A 23,147-nucleotide genomic window follows, 5' to 3' on the forward strand; every position below is an offset into this window, starting at 1 on the left:
CCTGTTCCTGCTTTGGGTGTTCGCGGCGCGTGTGTTGTCAGGTCATCCGCGCCATCTCCCGGCGGGCCTCGGCAAAGGCCACCGCCAATTCACGCAGGCAGTCACCGGACGGGTCTTCACCCTTGGCCGCCACCCGCGCACTGGGCAGCATCGGGAATGTCACCAGCGACACCTCCCATAGCTCCAGTTCCTGCAAGAGCCGACGGCCCTTGTCGTTCCTGCCCGCCCTGACGGTCCGGTAACCGATACTCAGCCCGTCGATGGCGCCCGCCGCGATCAGCGCCGCGGCCTCGCGCCCCCGGCCCACCTTTTCCAGAAGCCGGCCCTTGACGTAAAGGCCGCGCGCATCCTCGCGCACCGCGTCCCAGACACCGATCGGCTGTGCCGGATCATGCTGCCAGAGCATCTTGACCTGACGGCCCTCCTGCTTGAGACGCCTGAGCGAGCCCGCATAAGCTCCCTTGGCCACGATGTCGCCACCGTGATCAGGGGCGCCGAAATGACTGGCGTATCCCTCGATAAGCGTGCCGTCTGTGACGCTGAGCGCCTCCTCGCCGAAGCGGCAGAACTTGGTTTCAAGTCGCGTCTGCATATCCATGCGTTTCATCCTTCCGCAGGCCGGGCTTCGGCCCGGCACGTCATTTCCCGCCATCCGGCCCGGCGATCAGGGCATTGCCGCCAGAAGCGGCTGGAACGCCTGCGCCAGGATCGCGCCGACCATGCCGAAAACCGCCAGCCACAGCCGTTTCTCAAGCCGTTCCATCATCTCCTCGATCTTCGCCAGCCTCTGCGCCAGCGCCTCGAATTGCAGCTTGGCCACCCTCTCATGCGCCTCCAGCCGCAGGGCCGGCGCACAGTCGAACGCCTCAAACCCATAGCGCGCCCGCGGCTCCCCCGGCTCAGCCATCGGCAGACTCCGCTCCCGTCGTCCCTTCTGCCGGCATCGGTGGCAGGCCCAGCATCTCGCGTTTTTCCGTCGCAGTCAGGAAATCGGCCCCCGCGACACGCGTCCACTGAGACTCGCGTTCCGCCGACAGTGCCGGAACCTGGTCGAGATCCGGCTTCAGACGCAGCCGCTCACCGGTGAATTCCCCCAGCCAATGGATCAGCGCCGCTGCCACCCGCGCCGACAGTGGCAGCACCGTGAGACGGAAAAACGCACGGTTCGCCTCCTGGTAATTGGCATAGGTCGCGTCTCCCGGCACTCCCAAAAGCATCGGCGGCACTCCGAAGGCCAGCGCGATCTCGCGCGCCGCCGCCTCCTTGGTTTTCTGGAATTCCATGTCCGACGGCGAAAAACCCATCGGCTTCCAGTCAAGCCCGCCTTCCAGAAGCATCGGCCGACCGGCATTCCGCGGCCCCTGATGATGGGACTCCATCTCGCTCACGAGACGGTCATACTGATCCGTGCTCAGCCCCGACTGCCCTTCGGCACCGCGATAGACGATCGCGCCCGAAGGTCGGGCCGCGTTGTCCAGAAGCGCCTTGGACCAGCGGCTCGCAGCGTTGTGAACGTCCACCGCCTGCGCGGCCGCCTGCATCGGGGCGAGCCCGTAATGATCGTCCTGGGGGTGGAAATTCCGCAGGTGGCAAACCCCTGGCGCCGCTTCGGACACATCGAAGCGATGGGTGCGCCCGCCAACCCGGTACTCGTAGGCCACCGGCCAGCCATCCTGCCCCGGCACCACCCGGATCCGGTCCGAACGCAGGACATGCAGCTCCCGCGGCACCGAGCCGGACGCGCCTACCGCCTCGACATAAGCGTTGCCGGTAAGAAGGAGCTGTGCGTAAAGCGCCTCCATCATCTCGGCCCGGCCCTGCGCCGGGTTGGGACGGTCCAGCAACCCGATTACCGGGTGTCCGGCAAAACGCTGCGCATCGTCCTCCAGCACGAGCGGCAACGAGGCCGCGGCCTCGGCCACCAGTTTCACGCATCGAAACCCGACCGGGTTCCCGGCGAAACCCGTCCGCGCAAGCGACACCGCGTCTCGCGGGCTCCAGGCCGCGCGGCCGGCCCCGTGCCAGGCCATCAGCGGCCCGGTGGCGCTGGCCTTCTGTTCGGTCGCCCCTGCCCCCGTGCCGCCCTGCCGGAAGAAATCCATGATCATCTCTGGGTGTCTCCTTGGGTTCTGCTTGCTGGTGCCGGGCGTTTCCTGCCCCGCGTCGAAACTCAAAAGACCACAAAAGGTTTACAAAATCCGTATCAGCCCGTGCGCTGCATCTGCGGGGAGGTTCACCCCGCTTTCGGGGCCGTGCAGAGGGGCGCTGCCCCTCTTGCCGCGGACAGGCCGCGGCAATTCACCCCGGGATATTTCCGGCCAAAAGAAGGACAACCGGAAGAGGCGAGGGCCGCATGTGGACGGCTCACACCGCCCGCACCCGGGGATGGCGCCATTTCGCCGCCGGTCCGATCATCAACTCATGCAGCGCCCAGACAAGCGCATCCACCCGGTCGGGGCTGCCACGGCCCTCGAAACCGCGCGCCGTCATGGCACACATCTGGTCCTCCAGCGCCGAGAGCCCGCGCAGATGGCTCACCCGCCCCTGCTCATAGAGCGCCGCCACCGGCTCGGCCCGGGCGGCCTTGCCGCGGCTTGCATGGACCTTGCGCAGGGGCACCAGAGGATCGACCTGCCGGATCACCGTTTCCACAAGGTCACCACCCTGGTTGACCTCGGCCACGAGCCGCTCGGCACCCCATGTCTCCATGGCCCCTACGGCAGCGGCGGCCCAACGCGCCGGCGATGCGGCGCTGACGCTGAGATCGGCCAGGACGCAGGCCCGCCAGTCCTGCACCGGGCCGCGCGTCGCGGCCCCGACCACCACGATCCCGCATGCGTCGGAGCCCTGGTTGCCGCTCACCGGCGGGTCTACGGCCACGACAATCCGGTCAAGGTCCGGCACCGCGGCAAGCCGGACCCCGTCCAGCGCAGCAGGCGTCCAGAGTGCATCCTCAGCCTCGTCCACCAGTATGCCGTCAAGTTCCTGCCGGCCCAGCCGCGTGCCGGCATAGCGCGCCCGCACCTCGTCAAGGAAGCTTTCTGCCAGGAAGGCACGGTTGGCTTCCGTGGGCGCGCTCGTCACCACTGTGGTCGGGGTTTCCAGAAGCTCTTTTAGCACGCCAACGTTGCGGGGCGTGGTGGTGACGCAGACACGCGGTTCCTCGCCCAACCGCAGTGCGAATTGCAGCATGTCCCAGGTCTCGCGCGCCTTCTTCCACTTGGCCAGCTCGTCGACCCAGGCGGCATCGAATTGCGGACCGCGCAGCCCCTCGGGCTCATGTGCCGAAAACGCCTGTGCGGTGGCCCCGTTGGGCCAGATCAGCCGCTTGCGCGTCGCTTGCCATTCGGGGCGCCTGTCGGGCGGGCTGCAGGCCATGATGCCGCTTTCGCCGAAGACCATCACCTCGCGCACCTGGTCTATCGTCTCGCCCACCAGCGCCATGCGCCGCGCCGGCCCCCGATCCAGTGGCCGAGAACCCTCCATCCGCATGCGCACCCATTCCGCCCCGGCGCGGGTCTTGCCGGCGCCACGCCCGCCCATCACCACCCAGGTGCGCCAGTCCCCGACAGGGGGCAACTGGTGATCCAGCGCCCAGAACTCGAAAAGGTAGGGAAGCGCCAGAAGCTCACCGTCCTCCAGGTTGTCAAGGAACTCGGCCTGCACTTCTGGCCCTTCTGAGACGATCCAGGCGGCTCCCGATAGAAGTTCGGGCGGTGTCGAAATCAAGGGCCCATTCGTGGACGATGCCCTTTTGCTCTTTTTGACGTCTTTCAATTTGTGCCTCCGCTTCGATTGCGATGCGCAGCCATTGCCGGATATCCGATATGGCCCGCGAGGGATTCTTCAGGCCCTCGAATTCGCCGGCCCTTATCCGGTCCTGCAGCGCCTCCAGATCGGCCCTCATGTCGCTGAGTTGGCGCTCAAGGGAGGTTACCGAGGTCGTCAGGCCCGAGGGCCCCTCATCGGGGGTGATCAAAACCATGCGTGCTCAATGCCCCATGTGGTGAATTGCTCCTTGTGCCCTCCGTGGTGGAAGACTGGGTTCGGGCCTTCCAGCAAGTCACAACCTATACGTGTAATTATTTGTAATGTCAATTTTTTCGGTAAAACAACGACGGGCAAACGCCCGGTATGATTACATTTTCTCAACACTCTCGAGGCTTGTGATCTTGGACAGAAGCGTGGGGCGGAGCTGGGCGGATCGACTGGCCTTGACAGTCCTTCCATGGCTGTAACTTGAACAAAACCGTCCATTGGATCATTTCTGCCCCGGAAAATGCTGCTGTATCCTGATTAAAATGAATAAGAACACCAATACTCCACAGGTCATGATACCATGCCGCGACGGAAGGGCCGCCAGGACGGGAATTCTCTGGTACGCTCAGGCAGGGTATACTCTCACGACCCTGGAAAGGATCCGCACAGAATGAGTTATCCAGCCTATACACGGGCCGAACGCATCGCCGACGGCACGATCCAAGTGATCGGATTTCTTGGCGCGATTACAGGGATTTGCCTACTCTTCACGGTTGTCTCTCTGGATCTGAACGGGCCGCTTCTGACCGCCGTGATCGTCTATGCGGCGGGACTTCTGGTCATGCTCGCGGCCTCTGCAGCCTATCACCTTGCGGCGCATACGCCCGCCCGGCCTTATTTGCGCCGCCTCGACCACGCGGCCATCTATTTGAAAATTGCCAGTACTTTCACACCCTTGAGCGTTATTCTGGGCACCGCCTTCGGATACGCCGTGCTGGCCTGTGTCTGGGTTCTCGCCATCTTCGGCGCGACCGTGAAGTTGTTTAAAAAACGTGGAAAAATGACAACCGGCTGGGCACCCTACCTGGCCCTGGGCTGGATCGGAGTGGTGCTTTTCATCCCGCTCACCGCTGTCTTGCCGGGGTTCAGCCTGGCCTTCATTATCGCCGGCGGGTTTCTCTATACCGCCGGGATCGCGTTCTATATCCGCGAAAAGCTGCGCTTTTCGAACGCCATCTGGCATGGCTTCACGCTCGCCGCATCGGCGTGCTTTTTTCTCGGTATCTCCGGCGCCTTGCCCGCCGCACCCTGAGGGCCTCGACACCCGTAACCATTGCCGTGAAAGACGGGCGCGCTACCTCCCGCTCATGGCTGAAACACGCGTCCTATATAACGGCGATTGCCCGGTCTGCTCGGCAGAAATCGGGCATTACAGGCGATACAGTGATCGCAATAAACTGCCGATCCGTTTTGACGACCTGAATGCCCCTGAACTCGCGGATTGGGGGCTTGATGCAGACACGGCCGCGCAACGCCTGTATGTCGCCCGCGGGGGTCAGCTCCATTCCGGAATCCCCGCTTTCCTGATACTTTGGTCCGAGATGCCGCGTTATCAGTGGTTGGCGCGTATAGTCGGCCTGCCCATCATCAGGCAATTCGCCGAAATCTGTTACGATCGGGCTCTCGCGCCGTTGATATACAAACGTCACCTGCGCCGCAAAGCGCGGACATCCAACTAGGAAACCGGCGCCGCGGACAATTGCGCGTCCAGCTTCATCAAGGCCAAGGCAGCGCGGTTGCGGCAAGGCTTGGGCGCGGCCGGTGCAGCCGTGGTTTCGGCAAGCCATCGATCGCAGGCATCCCTCCATGCGCAGCCGCGACATCTCTGAACCATTCGGGACCAATCAGCGCAGTCGAGATACCCATTGGCCCGCGCCGCGACCGGATCAGCGCCCGTCGTCTGGGCCATCCGCTTGAGAAGCCAGTAATGCCGCCGCTCATTTCCCAAAGGTTTCATAACTCTACCTCCGCCAACGGTGCTCAGGCATGTCCGCCATGCATGAGCCGTTCGAAGAGATCGGCGTTTCGGCACCTCTCTGGCGGTGCGCCCGCGCGCGACGAACCTGCCCGTTTGTTCAGCCAATTCTCGCATTCATCGGGATGCGCGCAACCTGTGCAGGACAAAACCGCATCGCTGACATCATCCGTGTCCATCCGTCCCTCGAACATCGCCTCTTCAAGATCCAGACCAAGCGTATTCGCCATTCGGTCCACCAGACCGGCATGGCGCTTGAAAGTCTTCGTGTCGGACATCTCGTATCTCCCCTGGTGCCGCCGCTTTGCGATCGTTGACTTTAGGGTAGGATAATTCGGGGGGCTGAACGGGGCATTGACTTGCATCAAACCGGCAAGTCCGCGAGATAGGCGCGAACACAGGCCTGCACGTGGCGAAATCGGTCCCCGCCAAGATGCTTCCCGCCATACCAACGTGTGACAACGACGATATGGTTCGAAAGCGCCGACCGCTCCAGCATTTGAAGGATCAGAATTGACGCACCGGTTTCTCCGTCATCGGCCCGGAAGGATGTTCCCTCGGACAGCACGGCCGCCCATGAGTTATGCGTGGCGCGGGCAAACTTCTTCTTGCGCTTCAGCGTCTTGAGAAAATCCTCGATACCTGCATTGTCAGTCACCTCTCCACCCGAAACCGCGTATCTGGAACCACGGTCGCTGACGACCCCCATAAGCTGCCGCATCACAGGCCGGCAGCAACGCGGCGCACCGTTTCTATACGCTGCGCATTGGGCGGATGGGTTCCCAGAAACCTGTTGCCCGGATCGGGGATACGGGTGAAATAGGCGGCCCCGCGCACCGGATCGTATCCTGCGCGCTTGGCGATGATGGTCCCCAGCGAATCAGCCTCGAGCTCGAAATCCTTGGAGTAGATCCGCGATCCGATTCGGGCACCGGTGTCACCGGCCTGATTCACGATGCCTGTATCGCCACCAAGAACCGAGGCCACGATTGCGGTTCCCAGACCCACCGCCAGCGCGGTGCGCTGCTGTCGGGCGATGTGGCCCTCGATGTGATGTGCGGCCTCATGGCTCATTATGAAAGCAAGCTCATCGGGGTTGCGCACATCCGCAATCAGCGGAAGCGTGAAGGCCAGGATCGGGCGGCCGGATTCATCGAGCGTTTGAAAGGCATTGGGCGGGCGGCCGGGGCGGTCGTCCACGACAATTCTGAAATCGCAATCAAGCCCGCGCGTGCGGGCCCTGCACTCCCTTTCCGCCACCGGCTCCACGGTGTTGACGACCGATACAAACTGCTGCGCCGCCGTACGGGCCTCCGCGTCGGTCATGCTCCGCGCACGCTGCGGTGCGGCGTCCTGTGGCACCGGGACGGTCGTGCATCCTGCACCCGCTGACAGGACGACAAGACAGAATAGAGCAAAGATTTGTCGGCGCATGGCACGTTTCCGATCAGTCAGCATTCATACAACCCGATATTTATCAGGCTTTTCCAGTGCCGCCAGCCCACAGTGGCATTGCATCAGAGGCATTGCAAAAGCCCGCCGTCCCGCTAGGCTGCCGTCATGTTTTCTATCGAGCACGAATTTGACGCCACGGTCGTCACGCTTGTTGATGAGGGTCCGCCGCCACTTGGCGAGGATGTCGTCGTAAATGCCTTCGAAGAGTGCATTACCGTTGAACAATACGACGCGCATCACGACCGGACAGTGAGAATCACCTTTTCGATGTCTCAGGTACGAGACCTCGCGGCCGCCCTGAACTTGCCGGAAGGTGTTTACACACTGAAAACCACGGGTCCGTGAGCCAAGGTCAATCGATCCTGAAAACCTTGTGGCGTGCCGTCTGCCCGCGTATCAGGACCAGACGGGATTTCGGCAACCCGAGCGCCTTTGCCAGAATCCTGCGCACCGCTTCGTTGGCCCGTCCCTTTTCCGGTGCGGCGCTCACCCGGACACGCAGGCCCAACTCCGACATCTCGATGCGGTCCCGCGAGGCGCGGGGCGTGACGGTAACCGCGATTTCCGCTCCGGATGGATAAAGTCCGCTCAGATCGGGAAACTTCATCGTGATCCTTTCCTGGGTCGCGGCGCAAGCATATCCTTACGGGGCCCGGCGGCCAATGCCGGTATCATGTCAAGGCGCGCAGGGCTTGACCCCGGCCGCCCGCCGAAGGACATCTATCCCGAACGGAGAAAAGGTAGCCCCGGAATGCCCATCACCGACCAAGCCGCATTGGAGTTCCTGATGACCCGCCGGTCGCGGCCCGCCAAAATGCTGGCCCCGCCAGTTCCGACGCGCTCGGAACTTGAGCCAATACTTAGGGCTGCATTGCGCAGCCCGGACCACGGCAAGCTGGAGCCTTGGCGCCTCATCGTTCTGGAACGCGCGGCCCTTGTACGGCTCGCCGATTTGGTCACGGCGCGGGGCGGATCCCTTGGACGCGATGAGAATGATACCGTCAAGGCGCGGGCGCAATTCAACGACTCGCATCTCGCTGTCGCTGTAATCGAGGTTCAAAAGCCGTCCGACAAAGTGCCTCCGATCGAGCAAAGCTATTCCGCCGGCGCAGTTTGCCTCGGCCTGCTCAACGCCGCTCTTGCCTCGGGCTGGGGGGCGAACTGGCTCAGCGGTTGGCCCGCGCATGACCGCGGTTTCGTCGACAGCGGCCTTGGCCTTGCGGGGCACGAGCGCGTGGTGGGTTTCGTCCACATAGGCACGGCTCGGGCGGAACCTCCGGAACGTCCCCGTCCGGATACGGAGTCCACGGTTACATGGGTTTCAGAATGATTTTCGGATCTTTCTTCAAGGCCCTGGGGCAGATAGGTGACCGGAGATTCCGGCGGGTGCTCTTGCTGGGCGTCCTGCTGACACTTGCGCTTCTGGTGGCCGCCTATGCCGGGTTCCTGACCTTCCTGCAGTGGTCACTCGGCGAAGAAGCGCAGCTTCCGGTTATCGGCAAGGTGCGGTGGCTTGATGACCTTCTTGGCTGGGGCAGCCTTTTTCTGATGCTGGCCTTCTCGGTTTTCCTGATGATCCCGGTCGCCTCGGCGATAACCTCGATGTTCCTGGAGGAGGTGGCACAGGCGGTCGAGGATCGACATTACCCGCACCTCCCACCCGTGCCGCGCATTCCCTTCGGTGAGGCCTTGCGCGACACCGTGAATTTTCTCGGCATCCTGATAGGCGCCAATATCGTGGCGCTGATGATCTATCCGTTCGCGACCGGTTTTGCGCCATTCTTGTTCTTTGCGCTCAACGGTTTCCTGCTGGGAATGGAGTATTTCCAACTCGCGGCGATGCGGCGGATAGGCCGCGCCAACGCGAAGGCGATGAGGCGGCAACATCTGGGAACCATCTGGCTGGCCGGTATCCTCATGGCGCTGCCGTTATCGATTCCCGTAATGAACCTGGTGATCCCGATCATCGGCGCCGCAACGTTCACCCATCTGTTTCATGCGATTCACTCGCGGACGGCCCCATCCGCTTGAACATGTCTATATCACGCACAGTGACCGCGCCGGTGAAGATCACCCCCGCGATTATCACCCATAAAACCGCGGCGATGGCGGTGGTCAGCCATGCCTTCTTTTTCAGATGGTGCTTTTGAGGCGAACCATCATGCGTTCCGGGAACGACGTCGCCTGCTTCGCCCTGGGTCTGGATCCGGATGGGGATGATGGTGAGAAAGGTCATCGACCAGATGACCAGGAACAGCACGATACCCGAGGCGATACCCATCAAACCTGCTCCAGCTCAACCAGGGTGCCATTGAAATCCTTGGGATGAAGAAAAAGCACCGGCTTGCCATGCGCGCCAATCTTGGGCTCGCCGGAACCAAGCACACGGGCGCCACTCCGGGCAAGGTTATCGCGTGCCGCGATTATGTCCTCCACCTCATAGCAGACATGGTGAATCCCGCCCGACGGATTCTTTTCCAGAAATCCGGCAATCGGGCTGTCGGCCCCGAGGGGGTGCAACAATTCGATCTTCGTGTTCGGCAGATTGATGAACACCACCGTCACGCCGTGATCGGGCTCATCCTGCGGCGCCCCCACCTCCGCACCGAGCGCGTCACGGTAGAGTGCGGCCGCAGCATCCAGATCGGGCACGGCGATGGCAACGTGATTTAGGCGTCCTATCATGGTCGGATCCCCGGCTTTTGCATTTCCCGAATGTTATGTCCTCACCGGCATCCCGTGACAAGCGACAGGGGGACGCAGCGGGCGGATTAACCCGCGATTCATCAACCCTGCGTAACCCTAGGCCGCAGAAATGCCAGCAAGGACATTCACGATGACAGACAAAGAAAGCCTTCTTCCTCAGCCCGCACCAACGCCCGGTCGCCCCCTTCTGGGCATGACTGCTCTGGTTGTCGAGGACAGCCTCTACTTCTGCGACGCGTTGCGCCTGCTCTGCCTGCACAGCGGTGCACGAATCCGTCGTGCGGATTGCCTGCGTTCAGCGCGAAGGCATCTTCAGGTCTATCGGCCAAGCGTCATGATCGTCGACATGGGGTTGCCGGACGGGTCCGGCCTGGACCTGATAAAGGAGGTCGGCAACGGAGAACCGCGCGTGAATGTGATTCTGGGCACCAGCGCCAGGGAAAACGGCGCGGAGCTGGCGCGCGCGGCCGGCGCCGATGGTTTCCTCTCCAAACCGGTCGAAAGTCTCGGGGTGTTTCAGCAGACAATCCTGGAAAACTGTGCACCCGAGACGAGGCCGGCCGGGCCGAGAATCATGCGCACGGACATGATCGATCCCGATCCGATCGCCTTTCGCGAGGATATGAGCCATGCTGCAAGCCTTCTGGAAGATTGCCACGAAGGACCGGTCCTGGATTACGTGGCCCGGTTCCTCGAAGGAGTGGCGCACACCGCCCGGGACCGGCCGCTCGAACAGGCCGTGCAGGCAATCCTTCACGGCGACCCCGGGGCGCCCGCAGCACCCGCCAAGGTTGCCAGGCTTGCCGGGCTGGTCCAGGAAAGGCTCGGGGAGCGCATGGTTATCTGAAAGCAGGCTCCAGCGACCTAAAGGTGACATCGGGGCGCGCCACGCGTATGATGCAAACTTGTTGCGGGGCTCCGGATGCGAGGGTGCGCATGCGCTTCGATCGCGAAAAGGCAGACATACGGTTCGGCTGTGGATTGTCTCCGCGCATTGCCCCGCCGCGCGACATTCAACAGATGATCGACCAGTTGAAGGGGCCGGACGAGGCATCGGATGTCTTCCCGATCCCAAAGACCGAAACAATCCTCGAACTGGCCCGCGCCTCTCGAGCGGCGAGGCAGCAACGCCGCAAGGCCACCACCGAAAAATCGCGTGAAAACGCCCGCGACGCCCGACGCAGTGTCAGGCGCAGGGTGCAACGCCTCGCACTCGACTCTCTGGCAAATGGTTTCCTGCGCCGGGCGCTCACCGTGGACGGGTTGCGCGAAAGGCTCTGCGCCTTCTGGGGAGATCATTTCACCGCCAGTGGCAAGGGGGTCCTGTGGCGCCATGCCAGACCAGCCTATGTCGAAACCGCGATCCGCCCCCATGTCACCGGGAATTTCGCTGACATGCTGCGCGCCGTGGCAATGCAACCCCTGATGCTACACTATCTCGATCAGCACCTGTCGGTCGGTCCCACGAGCCGTGTGGCACAGGTCAACCGGACGCTTGACGGGCTCAACGAGAATCTGGCCCGCGAAATGCTGGAACTGCACACGCTCGGCGTGGATGGCCCCTATGATCAGTCGGATGTCCGGCAACTGGCCAGGTTGCTTACCGGGCTGAGCTACAACCTTAAGCAGGGTTTCATCTATCGTTCGAGCTTCGCGGAGCCGGGGCCCGAGACCATCCTTGGCGTGACATACGGACAAGGCAAGGGCCGGCTTGAGGACATTCATGCCGCGTTGGACGATATTGCAACGCATCCGTCCACGGCAGCGCATGTTGCCCGCAAACTGGCCGTGCATTTCGTCTCTGACGAACCGGCCGAGGCGCTGGTGGCTCACATCGCTGCGCGGTTCCGTGACACGGACGGCGATATGGCCGCAGTGACGGAAGCCTTGCTTGAGCATCCGGCCGCCTGGCAACCGGCGGCCGAAAACGTCAAGCGACCGGTGGATTTCATCGGCTCCGCCCTTCGTGCGCTCGATATCGTGCCACGCCACATCCCGAAGAACGATCCGCGGAAAATGCTGGACCTTCTGATCATGCCGCTTGCTCTCATGGGACAGGACTGGACCGGACCCTCGAGTCCGGAGGGGTGGCCGGAGGCCAACGAGGAGTGGATCACGCCGCAGCGTCTCGCGGCACGTCTGCAATGGGCAATGAGCGCGCCATTCGCGCTTCGGCGTGTGCTGCCCAACCCGGAAGATTTCGCACTTGGCGCCCTTGGGCACGCGCCGCCGCAAGACGTGATACGCGCCGCACGGGCCGCAGAAACCCGGGCCGAGGGGGTGGGCATTGTCCTGGCCTCGCCAGCCTTCCAGAGGATGTAGCAGAAATGGCAGGACACGCACCGGCAAGACGGGAATTTCTTTCAAATGGGGCCGCTTTGGGCTGCTGCCTTGCCGCCAGCCCGATACTGACGCCTGTAACCCTCGCCAGTGCACCACATGATCATCGGCTCGTGGTGATCATCCTGCGCGGCGGGATGGACGGGCTCGACGTCATCCGCCCCCTTGGCGATGCCGCGTTTTCAACCCTGCGCCCTGACCTGCGTCTGAAGGAAACGGACCGCGGCATGGATCTGGACGGTTTCTTTGCACTGCATCCTGCCCTGGCGGGGCTGATGCCGCTTTGGCGGGCCGGGGAATTCGCGGCATTCCACGCGGTCTCAACACCCTACCGGGGCAAGCGCAGCCATTTCGACGGCCAGGACGTTCTGGAATCCGGGATCGGGCTTGAGGATCGGCAAACACGCAGCGACGGTTGGCTCAACCGGGTCCTGCAGCAACTTCCGGGTGCAGAGTCAGAGACGGCCTACGCCATAGGCCGCTCCGACATGCTGCTTACACGGGGCGCCGCCGAAGTTGCCGACTGGGCGCCGGACGCGGCGCTCGTCCTAAGCCCTCAGGCGCAATCACTGCTGGAAATGGTAATGCACGACGATCCACTTTTTCGGGATGCGACAATCGAAGCGATCGCCCTGTCGGGGACCGATCTGGCGGCGCAGCCCGGCAGGTCCGCGCCTCGCGGCGGGGACATGATGAACGCGATGCGCGAAAACATGCGGGCCGCACGCGGTGGCGCCCGTCCGGCAAGCATTGCCCGATTTGCCGCAGATCGTTTGAGGCAAGATACCCGGATCGCGGCTTTTTCTCTCAACGGGTTCGATACGCATTCGCGTCAGGACAAGAGCCTGCCAGGGTCACTTGAGCGGCTGGCGGAGGCGATCATGACGCTGCGCAACAATCTGGGGCCGGTCTGGGAACGCACCACCGTCGCGGCGATGACCGAATTCGGCCGAACCGCACGGCTCAACGGTAGCGGCGGCACGGATCACGGCACAGGTGGTGCCATGCTGCTGGCCGGGGGGGCTGTCCGTGGCGGCAGGGTGCTGACGGACTGGCCCGGACTGGCCGAGGCGGATTTGTTCCAGGGGCGCGATCTGCGCCCGACAAGGGATCTGCGCGCACCGTTGGGTTGGCTTTTGCGGGATCTTTTCGGGTTCGAGAAGCGCGTTATCGAGACTGCGATCTTCCCCGGTGCCGACATGGGGCCCGACCCGGGGCTCACACGTTGAGCACGGGGCTATGCAGGCAGTCCGCCACCGCTTATCCTGATGCTGCAATGGCAACTGGATCGACCGATGACGCACAAGGACCACCCGCGAGGACCCATCGTCGAGAACTGGAAAGTGCCCCCACAGCCGGGTCACATGATCTTGTCAGGCCGTTATGCGCGTCTGGAACCGCTTTCGGCGGATGCCCATGCCGCGCTTCTGTTCCATGCCTTCGACGGGGATGAAACTGTCTGGGATTACATGCCGGTCGGTCCTTTCGCGTCAGCCGCGCAATTCCATCGCTGGATGCGCGAGGCAACGGCCAGGGACGACATCCTTTTCTTCGCCATCGACGATATCGAAATGGGCGCACCCGGTGGTTTCGCCTCCTATCTCAGGATCAAGCCCGAAGCTGGCTCGATCGAGGTCGGTTTCATCGCAATGGCCCCGCGACTGCAGCGCACCCGCGCTGCGACCGAGGCGATTTACCTGATGATGAAATGGGCCTTCGAGGCCGGGTATCGCCGTTTTGAATGGAAATGCGACGCGCTGAACACGGCATCGCGCCGCGCCGCGCAAAGGCTCGGGCTGAGCTACGAGGGCGTGTTCCGGCAAGCGGCGGTGGTCAAGGGCCGCAACCGTGACACCGCCTGGTTCGCCGCGATCGACAGCGAGTGGCCAGCGCTCGACGAGGCGTTCCGGTTCTGGCTCGCCCCGTCCAACTTCGACGAGCGGGGCCTGCAGCGCGAAGCACTGAGCGATCTCACCCGCCTGGTACGCGCCACCGATGACCCCGCCCTTCGGGTCGGGTAGCGCGGTCAATCCTGCGGGATCACCCGAAGGCCCAGTTCCATCAGCTGGTCCGAACCGGGCTCCGACGGCGCGTTCATCATCAGGTCCTCGGCGCGCTGGTTCATCGGGAACATGATGACCTCGCGGATATTGGCCTCGTCCGCGAGAAGCATCACGATCCGGTCGATGCCCGCTGCACAGCCGCCATGCGGGGGGGCGCCGTACTGGAACGCATTGACAAGACCGCCGAAACGCTTCCTGACCTCCGCCTCGTCGTACCCCGCCCTTTCAAAGGCGCGGATCATCACGTCAAGCCGGTGGTTGCGGATCGCGCCCGAAACGATCTCGTAGCCGTTGCAGCTCAGGTCGTATTGATACCCCAGCACATCCAGCGGATCACCCTCGAGCGCCTCCAGCCCGCCCTGCGGCATCGAGAAGGGATTGTGGGAGAAATCCACCTTGCCGGTTTCATCATCCTTTTCGTACATCGGGAAATCGACGACCCAGGCGAAGGCGAAGCGGTTCTTTTCGGTCAGATCCAGCTCCTCTCCGATGACATCACGGGCCTTGCCCGCAACAGCTTCGAAGGCATGCGGCTTGCCCCCCAGGAAGAAGGCGGCGTCGCCCTTGCCGAGGCCCAGTTGCCGGCGGATCGCTTCGGTGCGTTCGGGGCCGATATTCTTGGCCAGGGGGCCGGCGGCCTCGATGCCGTCGTCACCATCCCGCCAGAATATGTATCCCATCCCCGGCAGGCCCTCCTTCTGGGCAAAGGCGTTCATCCGGTCGCAGAACTTGCGGGAGCCGCCGCCCGGGGCGGGGATGGCGCGGACCTGGGTGCCATCCTGTTCCAGGAGCTTGGCGAATATCGCAAAGCCACTGCCGCGGAAATGCTCTGACACGTCAGCCATCTTGATGGGGTTGCGCAGGTCCGGCTTGTCGGTTCCGTACCACAGCGCCGCATCGCGATAGGAAATCTGAGGCCAATGCTTGTCGACCGTGTGCCCGCCACCAAACTCTTCGAAGACACCGTCGATCACCGGCTGGATGGTATCGAAAATATCCTGCTGCTCGACAAAGCTCATTTCCATGTCGAGTTGATAGAAATCGGTGGGTGAACGGTCGGCGCGCGGGTCCTCGTCACGAAAACACGGCGCGATCTGGAAATACTTGTCGAAGCCAGACACCATGATCAACTGCTTGAAAAGCTGTGGCGCCTGCGGCAACGCGTAGAAACGGCCGGGATGCAGGCGGGAGGGCACCAGAAAGTCGCGGGCGCCTTCCGGGCTCGATGCGGTGATGATCGGGGTCTGGAACTCGCGGAACCCGATATCCCACATCCTGCGACGGATCGACGCGACAACATCGGAGCGCAGCTTCATGTTGGTCTGCATCGCCTCGCGACGCAGATCGAGGTAGCGGTAGCGCAAGCGCGTCTCCTCGGGATATTCCTGATCGCCGAACACAATCAGCGGCAATTCGGCCGAGCTGCCAAGGACACGGACGTCGCGGATATAAACCTCGATCTCGCCGGTGGGCAGACGCGGGTTGATCAGGCTCTCGTCGCGCGCCTTGACCTCGCCGTCGATGCACACGCACCATTCCGAGCGCAGGTTCTCGACTTCCGCGAAAACCGGGCTGTCAGGGTCTGCCAGAACCTGCGTGACGCCGTAGTGATCGCGCAGGTCGACGAAAAGAACCCCGCCATGATCGCGGATGCGGTGAACCCAGCCCGAAAGGCGTACGATCTCGCCCACGTTGGTTTTGGTCAGCTCGGCGCAGGTATGGCTGCGGTATGCGTGCATGGGGTCCTCTCAGGGTGCGGCGGACGAAGGTATTGATCCGCGCCGATACACCTTGCCTGTGGCCTAAAGTCAAGTGTCGCACTGCAGCAAGCCGCCCTTGCCGACAAGTCGTAAAATATTGGTTATGGCAAAATCATTTACACGCGACGGGATTTGCGCAAAAATATGCCCGCTCGAGCAGAAATGCTGGCCACACCAGCAATTTGGCACGTTTCGCATAAGCGCGATCATACGCCGCCAGCGGCGCAACGCGAAGGGGGTGACCCATGTGGACAAGAGCACTGAACGGTATGCTGAACCGTCTTGTACAGGACGGAGAATTGAGCGTGACCTTTCCTGATGGCTCCACGGGGCATTACGGAGACTCCACAAGGGGACCCAGTGTTGCGATCACGCTGCATCCCGATGATCTTCCGAGGCGACTGGTGTTGACGCCGGATCTCACGCTGGGCGAATCCTACATGCATGGACAGTTGACGATCGAGGATGACGATCTTTACGGTCTGCTGACCTTGGTGATCCGCAACATCGCCCGGCAGGGATATACCTGGTATCAAAGGCCGATCACGGCCATCCGGCATCTGATGCGTTACATGGCGCAGTTCAATCCGGCCCCGAGGGCACAGTCAAACGTGGCTCACCACTACGATCTGTCCGGTGAATTATACGACCTGTTTCTCGATACGGACCGACAGTATTCCTGCGCCTATTTCCGCGATCCCGAAATGACGCTCGAAGAGGCGCAAGAGGCGAAGAAACATCACATCGCCGGCAAACTGCTGATCGAGCCCGGAATGCGGGTTCTGGACATAGGTTGCGGATGGGGCGGCATGGGTCTGACGTTGGCACGGGACTACGGCGCCGACGTGACCGGTGTGACGCTGTCGCGTGAGCAGCACGCCATGGCGAATGCCCGCGCCGAAGAGGCCGGGCTTGCGGACAGGGCGCGTTTCCACCTCACGGATTACCGAAAGGTCACCGGGCAGTTCGACAGGATCGTCTCGGTCGGTATGTTCGAACATGTCGGTGTGCCCCATTACAATGAATACTTCGGCAACGTTCGCAAGCGGCTGACGGAAGACGGCGTGGCGCTGATCCACACCATCGGCCGGTCGAGCCCGCCCGGCAGCACCAACCCGTGGATTGCCAAGTACATTTTCCCGGGCGGTTACATCCCGGCCATGTCCGAGACATTGCGTGCCGTTGAACATCAGAGCCTTTATACGACGGATGTGGAAATATGGCGGCTGCACTACGCTGAAACCCTGCGCCATTGGCATGACCGCTTCATGACGAATGTGGACAGGGCACGCGAGCTCTATGACGAGACGTTCTGCCGGATGTGGCGCTTCTACCTTGTGGCCAGCGAGCTTACTTTCAGGCTGAATCGTCAGGTGGTTTTCCAGTTCCAGCTTTCGCCGGTGCAGGATACCGTACCGTTGACCCGCGACTACCTTTATCGCGAGGATGACTCCGGAATTCGGCGGCATGCAGCGGAATAGAGCGCCTTTCAGGCCATTTCCGCCTGTATGAGGCCCCGCAGCGAATTTCCGACAAAAAGGCGTGTGGCCCGGTGCAGATCATCCGGGGTCAGCACCGCTTCGCGGACCTTGGCAGCGGCCAGCAAACGTTCCCGCAGCACACCGGGCAGCAGGCCACATCGGAGCGGCGGCGTCAGAAGGCCGTCACCGAGATCGGCGAAAACCGTGGTGATCGTCCCGTCGCAGACCTGTCCCGCCTCGTTCAGCAGGATCGCCTCGTCCAGATGCGGGGGCAGTGCGGCCCGCGCCGCGTCATAGGCCCCTCGGCAGGTGGTCTTGTGCCTGAGCCAGGGATCGCAGGCGCGCAGCCTTTCCTCGGCCAGGCCGACCCGCCAAACCGTATCGGGAGGCAGGATTTCGAAGCTCTGCACGGAAATCTCCGCCTGCCCCCGTGCATCGAGGGTCAATCGCACCCGCAACGGCCCTTCGCCCGTCAGCCGGTCAAGCTCTGCCTCCGCCCCCGAGGGATCCAGACCCAGAGCGGCGGCACTATGCCGGAACCGCGCGATATGCTCCGCGCCATGCCTAATCCCGCCGGCCCGGGTCCAGCGGAATGTCTCGATCAGGCGAAAGCCGGGATCAGCCGGCAGGCGAAACGACTCTTCCAAAGCGCCTCCTCGTATTCGCTGTCGGCCGTGCTGTCATGGACAACACCGCCGCCGACATTCAGCGTTGCCTGCCCGTCTTCAAGCATAAGCGTGCGTATCGCGACATTGAACTCGGCGCGTCCATCCGGAGCCGCCCATCCGATTGTTCCGCAATAGATGTCGCGTGCATGGTCTTCCAGTCCGGCAAGGATCTGCATCGCCCTCAGTTTGGGCGCTCCCGTTATCGACCCGCAGGGAAACAGGGCCCGGAAGATCGCGGCAAGCCCGGTATCTTCCTGCATCCGACCGCAGATGAGCGATGTCATCTGGTGAACGGTGCTGAAACTTTCGACCGCGAAAAGCTCTGGAACCCGAACGGTTCCGGGGCGGCAGATCCTCGACAGGTCATTGCGCAGCAGATCGACGATCATCAGGTTCTCGGCCCGGTTCTTTTCGTCCTGGATCAAGAATGCGCGCCGGCGGGCATCGTCTTGCGGAGTCTCGCCGCGGGGCTGCGTTCCCTTCATCGGGCGTGTTTCGATTTGACCTTCGGCATCGGTGCGAAAGAACAGCTCGGGAGAACGCGACAGGATGTCGGGCAAGCCGGGCTGACGGATCATGGCACCGTACCGAACCGGCTGCGCCCGGCAAAGCGCAGCATACAACGCCCCCGCCTCCCCGTCTGCGCACATCTTCAGCGGAAAGGTGAGGTTGGCCTGATAGATATCTCCGGCGGAGATGTAATCATGCACCGCCTCGAAGGCATCTGCATAACGTGCTCGGTCCCAACACGGCACGAAATCCGCAAGCGCCGCCCGACCGCCCGGTGCGGAGGGCGAATCGTCCGGGCACGAATAGACACCGAACCGCAGAAGAGGCAGGCGGCGCCTCTGCGGCGTGAGGGCCAGAAGCCGCGGTTCCAGCGCGAACCCAAGTTCATAGCTCGCATAACCTGCAAGCCAATTGCCCTGCGCTTGCGCGTCGTCGATCGCAGCCAGCGCCGCGGGCACTTCATCGGGTTCGATGGCCGTGATCATGCGCTGCGGCCGGTCGAAACCGCACGGCTCTCCGTCCGGGCCCTTGTCGAAGAGAATCTGCAAGAACGTATCCTTCCTCAGTTGCCCGGAAACTAGCGCCGAACACATCCCGCGCCATCCTCAAAACGTCCCTTCGCGACAGAATTGCGATGCCCCTTGCACCGCGTCGCGTGATGGATATAACCCGCTTCAATTTGCGTGCGCGGCGAATGTCGCGTCCTTTGCCGCTGTCCGGGGAAAACCATGCCGAAAAGAACCGATATCTCTTCCATCATGATCATCGGCGCGGGCCCCATCATAATCGGTCAGGCCTGTGAGTTCGACTATTCGGGCGCGCAGGCATGCAAGGCCCTTCGCGAGGAGGGCTACCGCGTCATCCTGGTCAACTCGAATCCGGCAACGATCATGACGGACCCGGGGCTGGCCGATGCAACCTATATCGAACCGATCACGCCCGAGGTCGTGGCCCGCATCATTGAACTGGAAAAGCCCCATGCGCTGCTGCCGACAATGGGCGGACAGACCGGGCTCAACACCGCGCTGGCGGTGGCTGATATGGGGGTTCTGGAAAAATTCGGCGTGGAACTGATCGGAGCGAACCGCGCGGCGATCGAGATGGCCGAGGACCGCAAGCTTTTCCGTGAGGCGATGGATCGTCTGGGAATCGAGAACCCCAAGGCCACGATCGCGAACGACATGGATGAATGCATGGCCGCGCTGGAGCATGTGGGGCTTCCGGCGATCATCCGTCCGGCCTTCACCCTCGGGGGAACTGGTGGCGGCGTCGCCTATAACCGCGACGACTACATTCACTTCTGCAAGTCGGGGCTGGACGCCTCGCCGGTCAACCAGATCCTGATCGACGAGTCCCTTCTGGGATGGAAGGAATTCGAAATGGAGGTGGTACGCGACAAGGCTGATAACGCGATCATCGTATGCTCCATCGAAAACGTCGATCCGATGGGGGTTCACACCGGCGATTCCATTACCGTCGCACCGGCTCTTACCCTGACTGACCGGGAATATCAGGCTATGCGCAACGGTTCCATCGCCGTCCTGCGCGAGATCGGCGTCGAAACCGGCGGATCGAATGTGCAGTGGGCCATCAATCCCGAAGACGGTCGCATGGTGGTGATCGAAATGAATCCGCGCGTCAGCCGCTCTTCTGCACTTGCGTCCAAGGCAACCGGTTTTCCGATCGCCAAGATCGCGGCAAAACTCGCGGTCGGCTACACGTTGGACGAGCTCGACAACGACATCACCAAGGTGACGCCTGCCAGCTTCGAGCCCACGATAGATTACGTCGTCACCAAGATTCCACGCTTCGCATTCGAGAAGTTTCCGGGCAGTGAGCCGACCCTCTCAACCGCCATGAAATCCGTTGGCGAAGCAATGGCGATAGGCCGCACGATCCACGAGTCGCTGCAAAAGGCGCTTTCGAGCATGGAAACCGGCCTTAGCGGTTTCGATGAAATCGCCATCGATGGCGCGCCGGACAAGGCGGCGGTCACCCGCGCCATCAGCCGTCAGACACCGGACCGGATGCGGACCATAGCGCAGGCCATGCGTCACGGGCTCAGCAATGATGACATTCACGCCGCCACCGCCTACGATCCGTGGTTCCTGTCTCGTATACGCGAAATAGTGGACGCCGAGGAACAGGTTCGCGAACACGGGTTGCCGACCGATCAGGAGGGCCTCCGCGCGCTCAAGATGATGGGGTTCAGCGACTCGCGTCTGGCCGCGCTTACCGGCTTTGCCGAGGAAGACATCCGCAGAACACGTCTTTCGGCGGGTGTCAGGGCGGTTTTCAAACGCATTGACACCTGCGCCGCCGAATTCGAGGCGCAGACCCCCTACATGTATTCCACCTACGAGGCGCCGGTGATGGGCGAGGCGGAATGCGAGGCGCGACCCTCTGACCGCAAGAAGGTGGTGATCCTGGGTGGCGGACCCAACCGGATCGGTCAGGGCATCGAGTTCGATTACTGCTGTTGCCATGCATGTTTCGCGCTCACGGATGCCGGCTATGAGACGATCATGATCAACTGCAACCCTGAAACGGTCAGCACCGATTACGACACGTCCGACCGACTCTATTTCGAACCGCTGACATTCGAACACGTGATGGGCATTCTCAACGCAGAGCAGGAAAACGGTACGCTTCACGGCGTCATCGTGCAGTTCGGCGGGCAAACGCCACTCAAACTCGCCAACGCTCTGGAGGCAGAAGGCATCCCGATCCTCGGAACTTCACCAGATGCGATCGACCTCGCGGAGGACAGGGAACGTTTTCAGGCACTGGTTAATCAACTGGATCTGCGGCAGCCCAAGAACGGGTTGGCCTACACCGATTCCCAGGCCCTGAGCATTGCCGATGATATCGGTTTTCCGCTGGTCATCCGGCCCTCTTACGTTCTTGGCGGACGCGCCATGGAAATCGTTCGCGACATGGCCCATCTGGAACGCTATATCGCCGAGGCGGTGATTGTCTCCGGCGACAGTCCTGTACTGCTGGACGGGTATCTGTCCGGTGCGATCGAATGCGATGTCGATGCGCTTTGCGACGGAAAGAACGTTCATGTCGCAGGGATCATGCAGCATATCGAGGAAGCCGGCGTGCATTCGGGGGACAGCGCCTGTTCCATCCCGCCCTATTCGCTCGGCCCCGAAACCATCGCCGAGATCGAACGCCAGACCATAGCGCTGGCACGCGGGTTGGACGTGGTCGGGCTCATGAATGTGCAATTTGCCGTCAAGGGGGACGAGATTTACCTGATCGAGGTCAATCCGCGGGCCTCGCGCACGGTTCCTTTCGTTGCAAAGGCCACGGATTCCGCCATCGCGTCAATTGCGGCGCGTCTCATGGCCGGGGAAACCCTTGATCAGTTCACGCATCGCGGACCATATCCCGCCGGTGCGACGCCGGGAAGCCTGCCGATGGCGGATCAGATGACGCTGGCCGATCCGGCAATGCCCTGGTTCTCGGTCAAGGAGGCGGTGCTTCCCTTCGCGCGCTTTCCGGGCGTCGACACGATCCTGGGGCCGGAGATGCGCTCCACAGGCGAGGTCATGGGCTGGGACGTGTCCTTCCCGCGGGCTTTCCTCAAGGCGCAGATCGGGGCCGGAAATACCCTGCCAGACGGCGGTAACGTTTTCTTTTCGATCAGGGACTCGGACAAGACAGAACAACTTGCCGAAACCGCGCAAGTGCTGGTGGACCTTGGTTTCTCGATCATTGCAACACGGGGGACGGCAGAGTTTCTCGAACGTCACGGCATCTCCTGCGAGGTGGTCAACAAGGTTTACGAGGGCCGCCCGAACGTCGTGGACATGCTCAAGGACGGGCGGATCCATCTTCTCATGAACACTTCGGAGGGCGCGCAATCGGTTGAAGACAGCCGCGAGATCCGCTCTGTCGCACTTTACGACAAGATCCCTTACTATACCACCGCCGCCGGTGCCCATGCCACGGCCCTTGCGATGAAAACGCGTCTGGAGGGATCCGTGCACGTCACGCCGCTACAGGGCATGCCCTGACATCCCTCTCGCCGCCAGCCATGACGTCGCGGGAGAACGGGATTGCAATCCCTGCATGGATAAACTGCGGATTGGTGTTTGCGTTTTTCCCGCGATCCATTAGATGGAAATCAGGAGCGCGAAGCTCTGGCCGCTAACCCAACCCTCAAAATCAGGAGGCAAACATGACCCGCGACGAACTGAACCGCGAACTTCGTATGCACAGTGCTTCCTGGCCGGCGGTCCTCGTGGTGTACGGGCTCATCATCGGAACGATGGTCCTGACCGCGATGTCCATCACCTGATCCAGGCGCACATTAACGGATAGGTGCCACTTCCTCCCGGTGGCACGACCGTGGTCCCGAA

General features: G+C 62.3%; 26 protein-coding genes. 11 read left to right on the forward strand and 15 right to left on the reverse strand.

The features are described from left to right. Window positions 1–37 precede the first annotated feature (37 nt). From DQW77_RS05055 to DQW77_RS05075, 5 genes are all read right to left on the reverse strand, one after another. Window positions 38–598 (reverse strand): HK97 family phage prohead protease, encoded by a 561-nt coding sequence (locus tag DQW77_RS05055; protein WP_113257211.1) that lies wholly within the window; start codon window positions 596–598, stop codon window positions 38–40. 66 nt (window positions 599–664) lie between these two features. Then, a complete protein-coding gene (locus tag DQW77_RS05060; protein ID WP_113257099.1) occupies window positions 665–907 on the reverse strand; it encodes a hypothetical protein in 243 nt (80 codons plus the stop codon). Next, window positions 900–2,108: a phage portal protein gene (locus DQW77_RS05065; protein ID WP_113257212.1), complete on the reverse strand. Its 1,209-nt coding sequence runs from the start codon at window positions 2,106–2,108 to the stop codon at window positions 900–902. The genes DQW77_RS05060 and DQW77_RS05065 overlap by 8 nt, the downstream gene beginning before the upstream one ends. Window positions 2,109–2,364: 256 nt before the next feature. Then, window positions 2,365–3,666, reverse strand: coding sequence for a DNA-packaging protein (locus DQW77_RS05070; RefSeq protein WP_258523680.1), 1,302 nt, complete (start codon window positions 3,664–3,666; stop codon window positions 2,365–2,367). Continuing rightward, the gene (locus tag DQW77_RS05075; RefSeq protein ID WP_113257101.1) at window positions 3,647–3,985 is read right to left on the reverse strand and encodes a hypothetical protein; all 339 of its coding nucleotides are present in this window, start codon (window positions 3,983–3,985) and stop codon (window positions 3,647–3,649) included. Before DQW77_RS05075 ends, DQW77_RS05070 begins: the two co-directional genes overlap by 20 nt. A 354-nt stretch (window positions 3,986–4,339) precedes the next feature. On the opposite strand from DQW77_RS05075, the gene DQW77_RS05080 reads away from it, so the two are divergent. Both DQW77_RS05080 and DQW77_RS05085 read left to right on the forward strand, forming a co-directional pair. Continuing rightward, the gene (locus tag DQW77_RS05080; protein ID WP_258523681.1) at window positions 4,340–5,071 is read left to right on the forward strand and encodes a hemolysin III family protein; all 732 of its coding nucleotides are present in this window, start codon (window positions 4,340–4,342) and stop codon (window positions 5,069–5,071) included. 55 nt (window positions 5,072–5,126) lie between these two features. Next, a complete protein-coding gene (locus tag DQW77_RS05085; protein WP_113257103.1) occupies window positions 5,127–5,498 on the forward strand; it encodes a thiol-disulfide oxidoreductase DCC family protein in 372 nt (123 codons plus the stop codon). On the opposite strand, the gene DQW77_RS18725 is transcribed toward DQW77_RS05085, so the two are convergent. From DQW77_RS18725 to DQW77_RS05105, 4 genes are all read right to left on the reverse strand, one after another. Next, window positions 5,495–5,911, reverse strand: coding sequence for a DUF6455 family protein (locus DQW77_RS18725; protein ID WP_309301306.1), 417 nt, complete (start codon window positions 5,909–5,911; stop codon window positions 5,495–5,497). The genes DQW77_RS05085 and DQW77_RS18725 overlap by 4 nt on opposite strands. Next, window positions 5,800–6,072, reverse strand: a complete 273-nt coding sequence (locus DQW77_RS05095; protein WP_113257105.1) for a DUF6455 family protein — start codon at window positions 6,070–6,072, stop codon at window positions 5,800–5,802. The genes DQW77_RS18725 and DQW77_RS05095 overlap by 112 nt, the downstream gene beginning before the upstream one ends. 86 nt (window positions 6,073–6,158) lie before the next feature. Next, the gene (locus DQW77_RS05100) at window positions 6,159–6,515 is read right to left on the reverse strand and encodes a YigZ family protein (protein WP_113257106.1); all 357 of its coding nucleotides are present in this window, start codon (window positions 6,513–6,515) and stop codon (window positions 6,159–6,161) included. Further along, the gene (locus DQW77_RS05105; protein WP_113257107.1) at window positions 6,515–7,228 is read right to left on the reverse strand and encodes a M48 family metallopeptidase; all 714 of its coding nucleotides are present in this window, start codon (window positions 7,226–7,228) and stop codon (window positions 6,515–6,517) included. The genes DQW77_RS05100 and DQW77_RS05105 overlap by 1 nt, the downstream gene beginning before the upstream one ends. 126 nt (window positions 7,229–7,354) lie before the next feature. Between DQW77_RS05105 and DQW77_RS05110 the strand changes: the two genes are divergently transcribed. Beyond that, a complete protein-coding gene (locus DQW77_RS05110; protein WP_113257108.1) occupies window positions 7,355–7,594 on the forward strand; it encodes a hypothetical protein in 240 nt (79 codons plus the stop codon). A 7-nt stretch (window positions 7,595–7,601) separates the two neighbouring features. Here the strand turns inward: DQW77_RS05110 and DQW77_RS05115 are convergent, their stop codons facing one another. Beyond that, window positions 7,602–7,856 carry a DUF167 domain-containing protein gene (locus tag DQW77_RS05115; RefSeq protein WP_113257109.1) on the reverse strand — a complete coding sequence of 85 codons (255 nt, stop codon included), beginning with the start codon at window positions 7,854–7,856 and terminating at the stop codon, window positions 7,602–7,604. A gap of 144 nt (window positions 7,857–8,000) precedes the next feature. Between DQW77_RS05115 and DQW77_RS05120 the strand changes: the two genes are divergently transcribed. Continuing rightward, on the forward strand, window positions 8,001–8,579 hold the full coding sequence (locus DQW77_RS05120; RefSeq protein ID WP_113257110.1) for a nitroreductase: 579 nt from the start codon (window positions 8,001–8,003) through the stop codon (window positions 8,577–8,579). Beyond that, window positions 8,576–9,280, forward strand: coding sequence for an EI24 domain-containing protein (locus DQW77_RS05125; RefSeq protein ID WP_113257111.1), 705 nt, complete (start codon window positions 8,576–8,578; stop codon window positions 9,278–9,280). Before DQW77_RS05120 ends, DQW77_RS05125 begins: the two co-directional genes overlap by 4 nt. Here the strand turns inward: DQW77_RS05125 and DQW77_RS05130 are convergent. Next, window positions 9,231–9,530 carry a DUF1467 family protein gene (locus DQW77_RS05130; protein ID WP_113257112.1) on the reverse strand — a complete coding sequence of 100 codons (300 nt, stop codon included), beginning with the start codon at window positions 9,528–9,530 and terminating at the stop codon, window positions 9,231–9,233. The two genes, DQW77_RS05125 and DQW77_RS05130, sit on opposite strands and share 50 nt — an antisense overlap. After that, window positions 9,530–9,934, reverse strand: a complete 405-nt coding sequence (gene mce, locus DQW77_RS05135; RefSeq protein WP_113257113.1) for a methylmalonyl-CoA epimerase — start codon at window positions 9,932–9,934, stop codon at window positions 9,530–9,532. Before mce ends, DQW77_RS05130 begins: the two co-directional genes overlap by 1 nt. A gap of 151 nt (window positions 9,935–10,085) precedes the next feature. Between mce and DQW77_RS05140 the strand changes: the two genes are divergently transcribed. From DQW77_RS05140 to DQW77_RS05155, 4 genes are all read left to right on the forward strand, one after another. Next, on the forward strand, window positions 10,086–10,802 hold the full coding sequence (locus DQW77_RS05140; RefSeq protein ID WP_113257114.1) for a response regulator: 717 nt from the start codon (window positions 10,086–10,088) through the stop codon (window positions 10,800–10,802). An 89-nt stretch (window positions 10,803–10,891) separates the two neighbouring features. After that, window positions 10,892–12,277, forward strand: a complete 1,386-nt coding sequence (locus DQW77_RS05145) for a DUF1800 family protein (protein ID WP_113257115.1) — start codon at window positions 10,892–10,894, stop codon at window positions 12,275–12,277. A gap of 5 nt (window positions 12,278–12,282) precedes the next feature. Further along, window positions 12,283–13,524 (forward strand): DUF1501 domain-containing protein, encoded by a 1,242-nt coding sequence (locus DQW77_RS05150; protein ID WP_113257116.1) that lies wholly within the window; start codon window positions 12,283–12,285, stop codon window positions 13,522–13,524. 66 nt (window positions 13,525–13,590) lie between these two features. Then, complete coding sequence (locus DQW77_RS05155; RefSeq protein ID WP_113257213.1) at window positions 13,591–14,316, forward strand: GNAT family N-acetyltransferase; 726 nt, start codon at window positions 13,591–13,593, stop codon at window positions 14,314–14,316. A gap of 5 nt (window positions 14,317–14,321) precedes the next feature. Here DQW77_RS05155 and aspS read toward each other — a convergent pair whose 3' ends face one another. Continuing rightward, the gene (gene aspS, locus DQW77_RS05160; RefSeq protein ID WP_113257117.1) at window positions 14,322–16,097 is read right to left on the reverse strand and encodes an aspartate--tRNA ligase; all 1,776 of its coding nucleotides are present in this window, start codon (window positions 16,095–16,097) and stop codon (window positions 14,322–14,324) included. A gap of 266 nt (window positions 16,098–16,363) precedes the next feature. Between aspS and DQW77_RS05165 the strand changes: the two genes are divergently transcribed. After that, entirely contained in the window at window positions 16,364–17,599 is a 1,236-nt protein-coding gene (locus DQW77_RS05165) for a cyclopropane-fatty-acyl-phospholipid synthase family protein (RefSeq protein WP_113257118.1), read from the forward strand. Window positions 17,600–17,607: 8 nt separating this feature from the next. Here the strand turns inward: DQW77_RS05165 and DQW77_RS05170 are convergent, their stop codons facing one another. Further along, window positions 17,608–18,246 carry an aminotransferase class IV family protein gene (locus tag DQW77_RS05170; RefSeq protein ID WP_113257119.1) on the reverse strand — a complete coding sequence of 213 codons (639 nt, stop codon included), beginning with the start codon at window positions 18,244–18,246 and terminating at the stop codon, window positions 17,608–17,610. Continuing rightward, window positions 18,201–19,325, reverse strand: coding sequence for an aminodeoxychorismate synthase component I (locus DQW77_RS05175; protein ID WP_113257120.1), 1,125 nt, complete (start codon window positions 19,323–19,325; stop codon window positions 18,201–18,203). Before DQW77_RS05175 ends, DQW77_RS05170 begins: the two co-directional genes overlap by 46 nt. Window positions 19,326–19,505: 180 nt before the next feature. Between DQW77_RS05175 and carB the strand changes: the two genes are divergently transcribed. After that, window positions 19,506–22,802, forward strand: a complete 3,297-nt coding sequence (gene carB, locus DQW77_RS05180) for a carbamoyl-phosphate synthase large subunit (protein WP_113257121.1) — start codon at window positions 19,506–19,508, stop codon at window positions 22,800–22,802. Window positions 22,803–23,147: the final 345 nt, after the last annotated feature.

Source organism: Roseovarius sp. TE539 (assembly GCF_003298505.1).
Taxonomy (GTDB): Bacteria; Pseudomonadota; Alphaproteobacteria; order Rhodobacterales; family Rhodobacteraceae; genus Roseovarius.

What these genes read in the sequence shown, in the direction of transcription:
- DQW77_RS05055 (WP_113257211.1), bottom strand. Translation starts at nt 598, where the DNA reads ATGGATATGCAGACGCGACTTGAAACCAAGTTCTGCCGCTTCGGCGAG.
- DQW77_RS05060 (WP_113257099.1), bottom strand. Translation starts at nt 907, where the DNA reads ATGGCTGAGCCGGGGGAGCCGCGGGCGCGCTATGGGTTTGAGGCGTTC.
- DQW77_RS05065 (WP_113257212.1), bottom strand. Translation starts at nt 2,108, where the DNA reads ATGATCATGGATTTCTTCCGGCAGGGCGGCACGGGGGCAGGGGCGACC.
- DQW77_RS05075 (WP_113257101.1), bottom strand. Translation starts at nt 3,985, where the DNA reads ATGGTTTTGATCACCCCCGATGAGGGGCCCTCGGGCCTGACGACCTCG.
- DQW77_RS05080 (WP_258523681.1), top strand. Translation starts at nt 4,340, where the DNA reads ATGCCGCGACGGAAGGGCCGCCAGGACGGGAATTCTCTGGTACGCTCA.
- DQW77_RS05085 (WP_113257103.1), top strand. Translation starts at nt 5,127, where the DNA reads ATGGCTGAAACACGCGTCCTATATAACGGCGATTGCCCGGTCTGCTCG.
- DQW77_RS18725 (WP_309301306.1), bottom strand. Translation starts at nt 5,911, where the DNA reads ATGCGAGAATTGGCTGAACAAACGGGCAGGTTCGTCGCGCGCGGGCGC.
- DQW77_RS05095 (WP_113257105.1), bottom strand. Translation starts at nt 6,072, where the DNA reads ATGTCCGACACGAAGACTTTCAAGCGCCATGCCGGTCTGGTGGACCGA.
- DQW77_RS05100 (WP_113257106.1), bottom strand. Translation starts at nt 6,515, where the DNA reads ATGCGGCAGCTTATGGGGGTCGTCAGCGACCGTGGTTCCAGATACGCG.
- DQW77_RS05105 (WP_113257107.1), bottom strand. Translation starts at nt 7,228, where the DNA reads ATGCGCCGACAAATCTTTGCTCTATTCTGTCTTGTCGTCCTGTCAGCG.
- DQW77_RS05110 (WP_113257108.1), top strand. Translation starts at nt 7,355, where the DNA reads ATGTTTTCTATCGAGCACGAATTTGACGCCACGGTCGTCACGCTTGTT.
- DQW77_RS05115 (WP_113257109.1), bottom strand. Translation starts at nt 7,856, where the DNA reads ATGAAGTTTCCCGATCTGAGCGGACTTTATCCATCCGGAGCGGAAATC.
- DQW77_RS05120 (WP_113257110.1), top strand. Translation starts at nt 8,001, where the DNA reads ATGCCCATCACCGACCAAGCCGCATTGGAGTTCCTGATGACCCGCCGG.
- DQW77_RS05125 (WP_113257111.1), top strand. Translation starts at nt 8,576, where the DNA reads ATGATTTTCGGATCTTTCTTCAAGGCCCTGGGGCAGATAGGTGACCGG.
- DQW77_RS05130 (WP_113257112.1), bottom strand. Translation starts at nt 9,530, where the DNA reads ATGGGTATCGCCTCGGGTATCGTGCTGTTCCTGGTCATCTGGTCGATG.
- mce (WP_113257113.1), bottom strand. Translation starts at nt 9,934, where the DNA reads ATGATAGGACGCCTAAATCACGTTGCCATCGCCGTGCCCGATCTGGAT.
- DQW77_RS05140 (WP_113257114.1), top strand. Translation starts at nt 10,086, where the DNA reads ATGACAGACAAAGAAAGCCTTCTTCCTCAGCCCGCACCAACGCCCGGT.
- DQW77_RS05145 (WP_113257115.1), top strand. Translation starts at nt 10,892, where the DNA reads ATGCGCTTCGATCGCGAAAAGGCAGACATACGGTTCGGCTGTGGATTG.
- DQW77_RS05150 (WP_113257116.1), top strand. Translation starts at nt 12,283, where the DNA reads ATGGCAGGACACGCACCGGCAAGACGGGAATTTCTTTCAAATGGGGCC.
- DQW77_RS05155 (WP_113257213.1), top strand. Translation starts at nt 13,591, where the DNA reads ATGACGCACAAGGACCACCCGCGAGGACCCATCGTCGAGAACTGGAAA.
- aspS (WP_113257117.1), bottom strand. Translation starts at nt 16,097, where the DNA reads ATGCACGCATACCGCAGCCATACCTGCGCCGAGCTGACCAAAACCAAC.
- DQW77_RS05165 (WP_113257118.1), top strand. Translation starts at nt 16,364, where the DNA reads ATGTGGACAAGAGCACTGAACGGTATGCTGAACCGTCTTGTACAGGAC.
- carB (WP_113257121.1), top strand. Translation starts at nt 19,506, where the DNA reads ATGCCGAAAAGAACCGATATCTCTTCCATCATGATCATCGGCGCGGGC.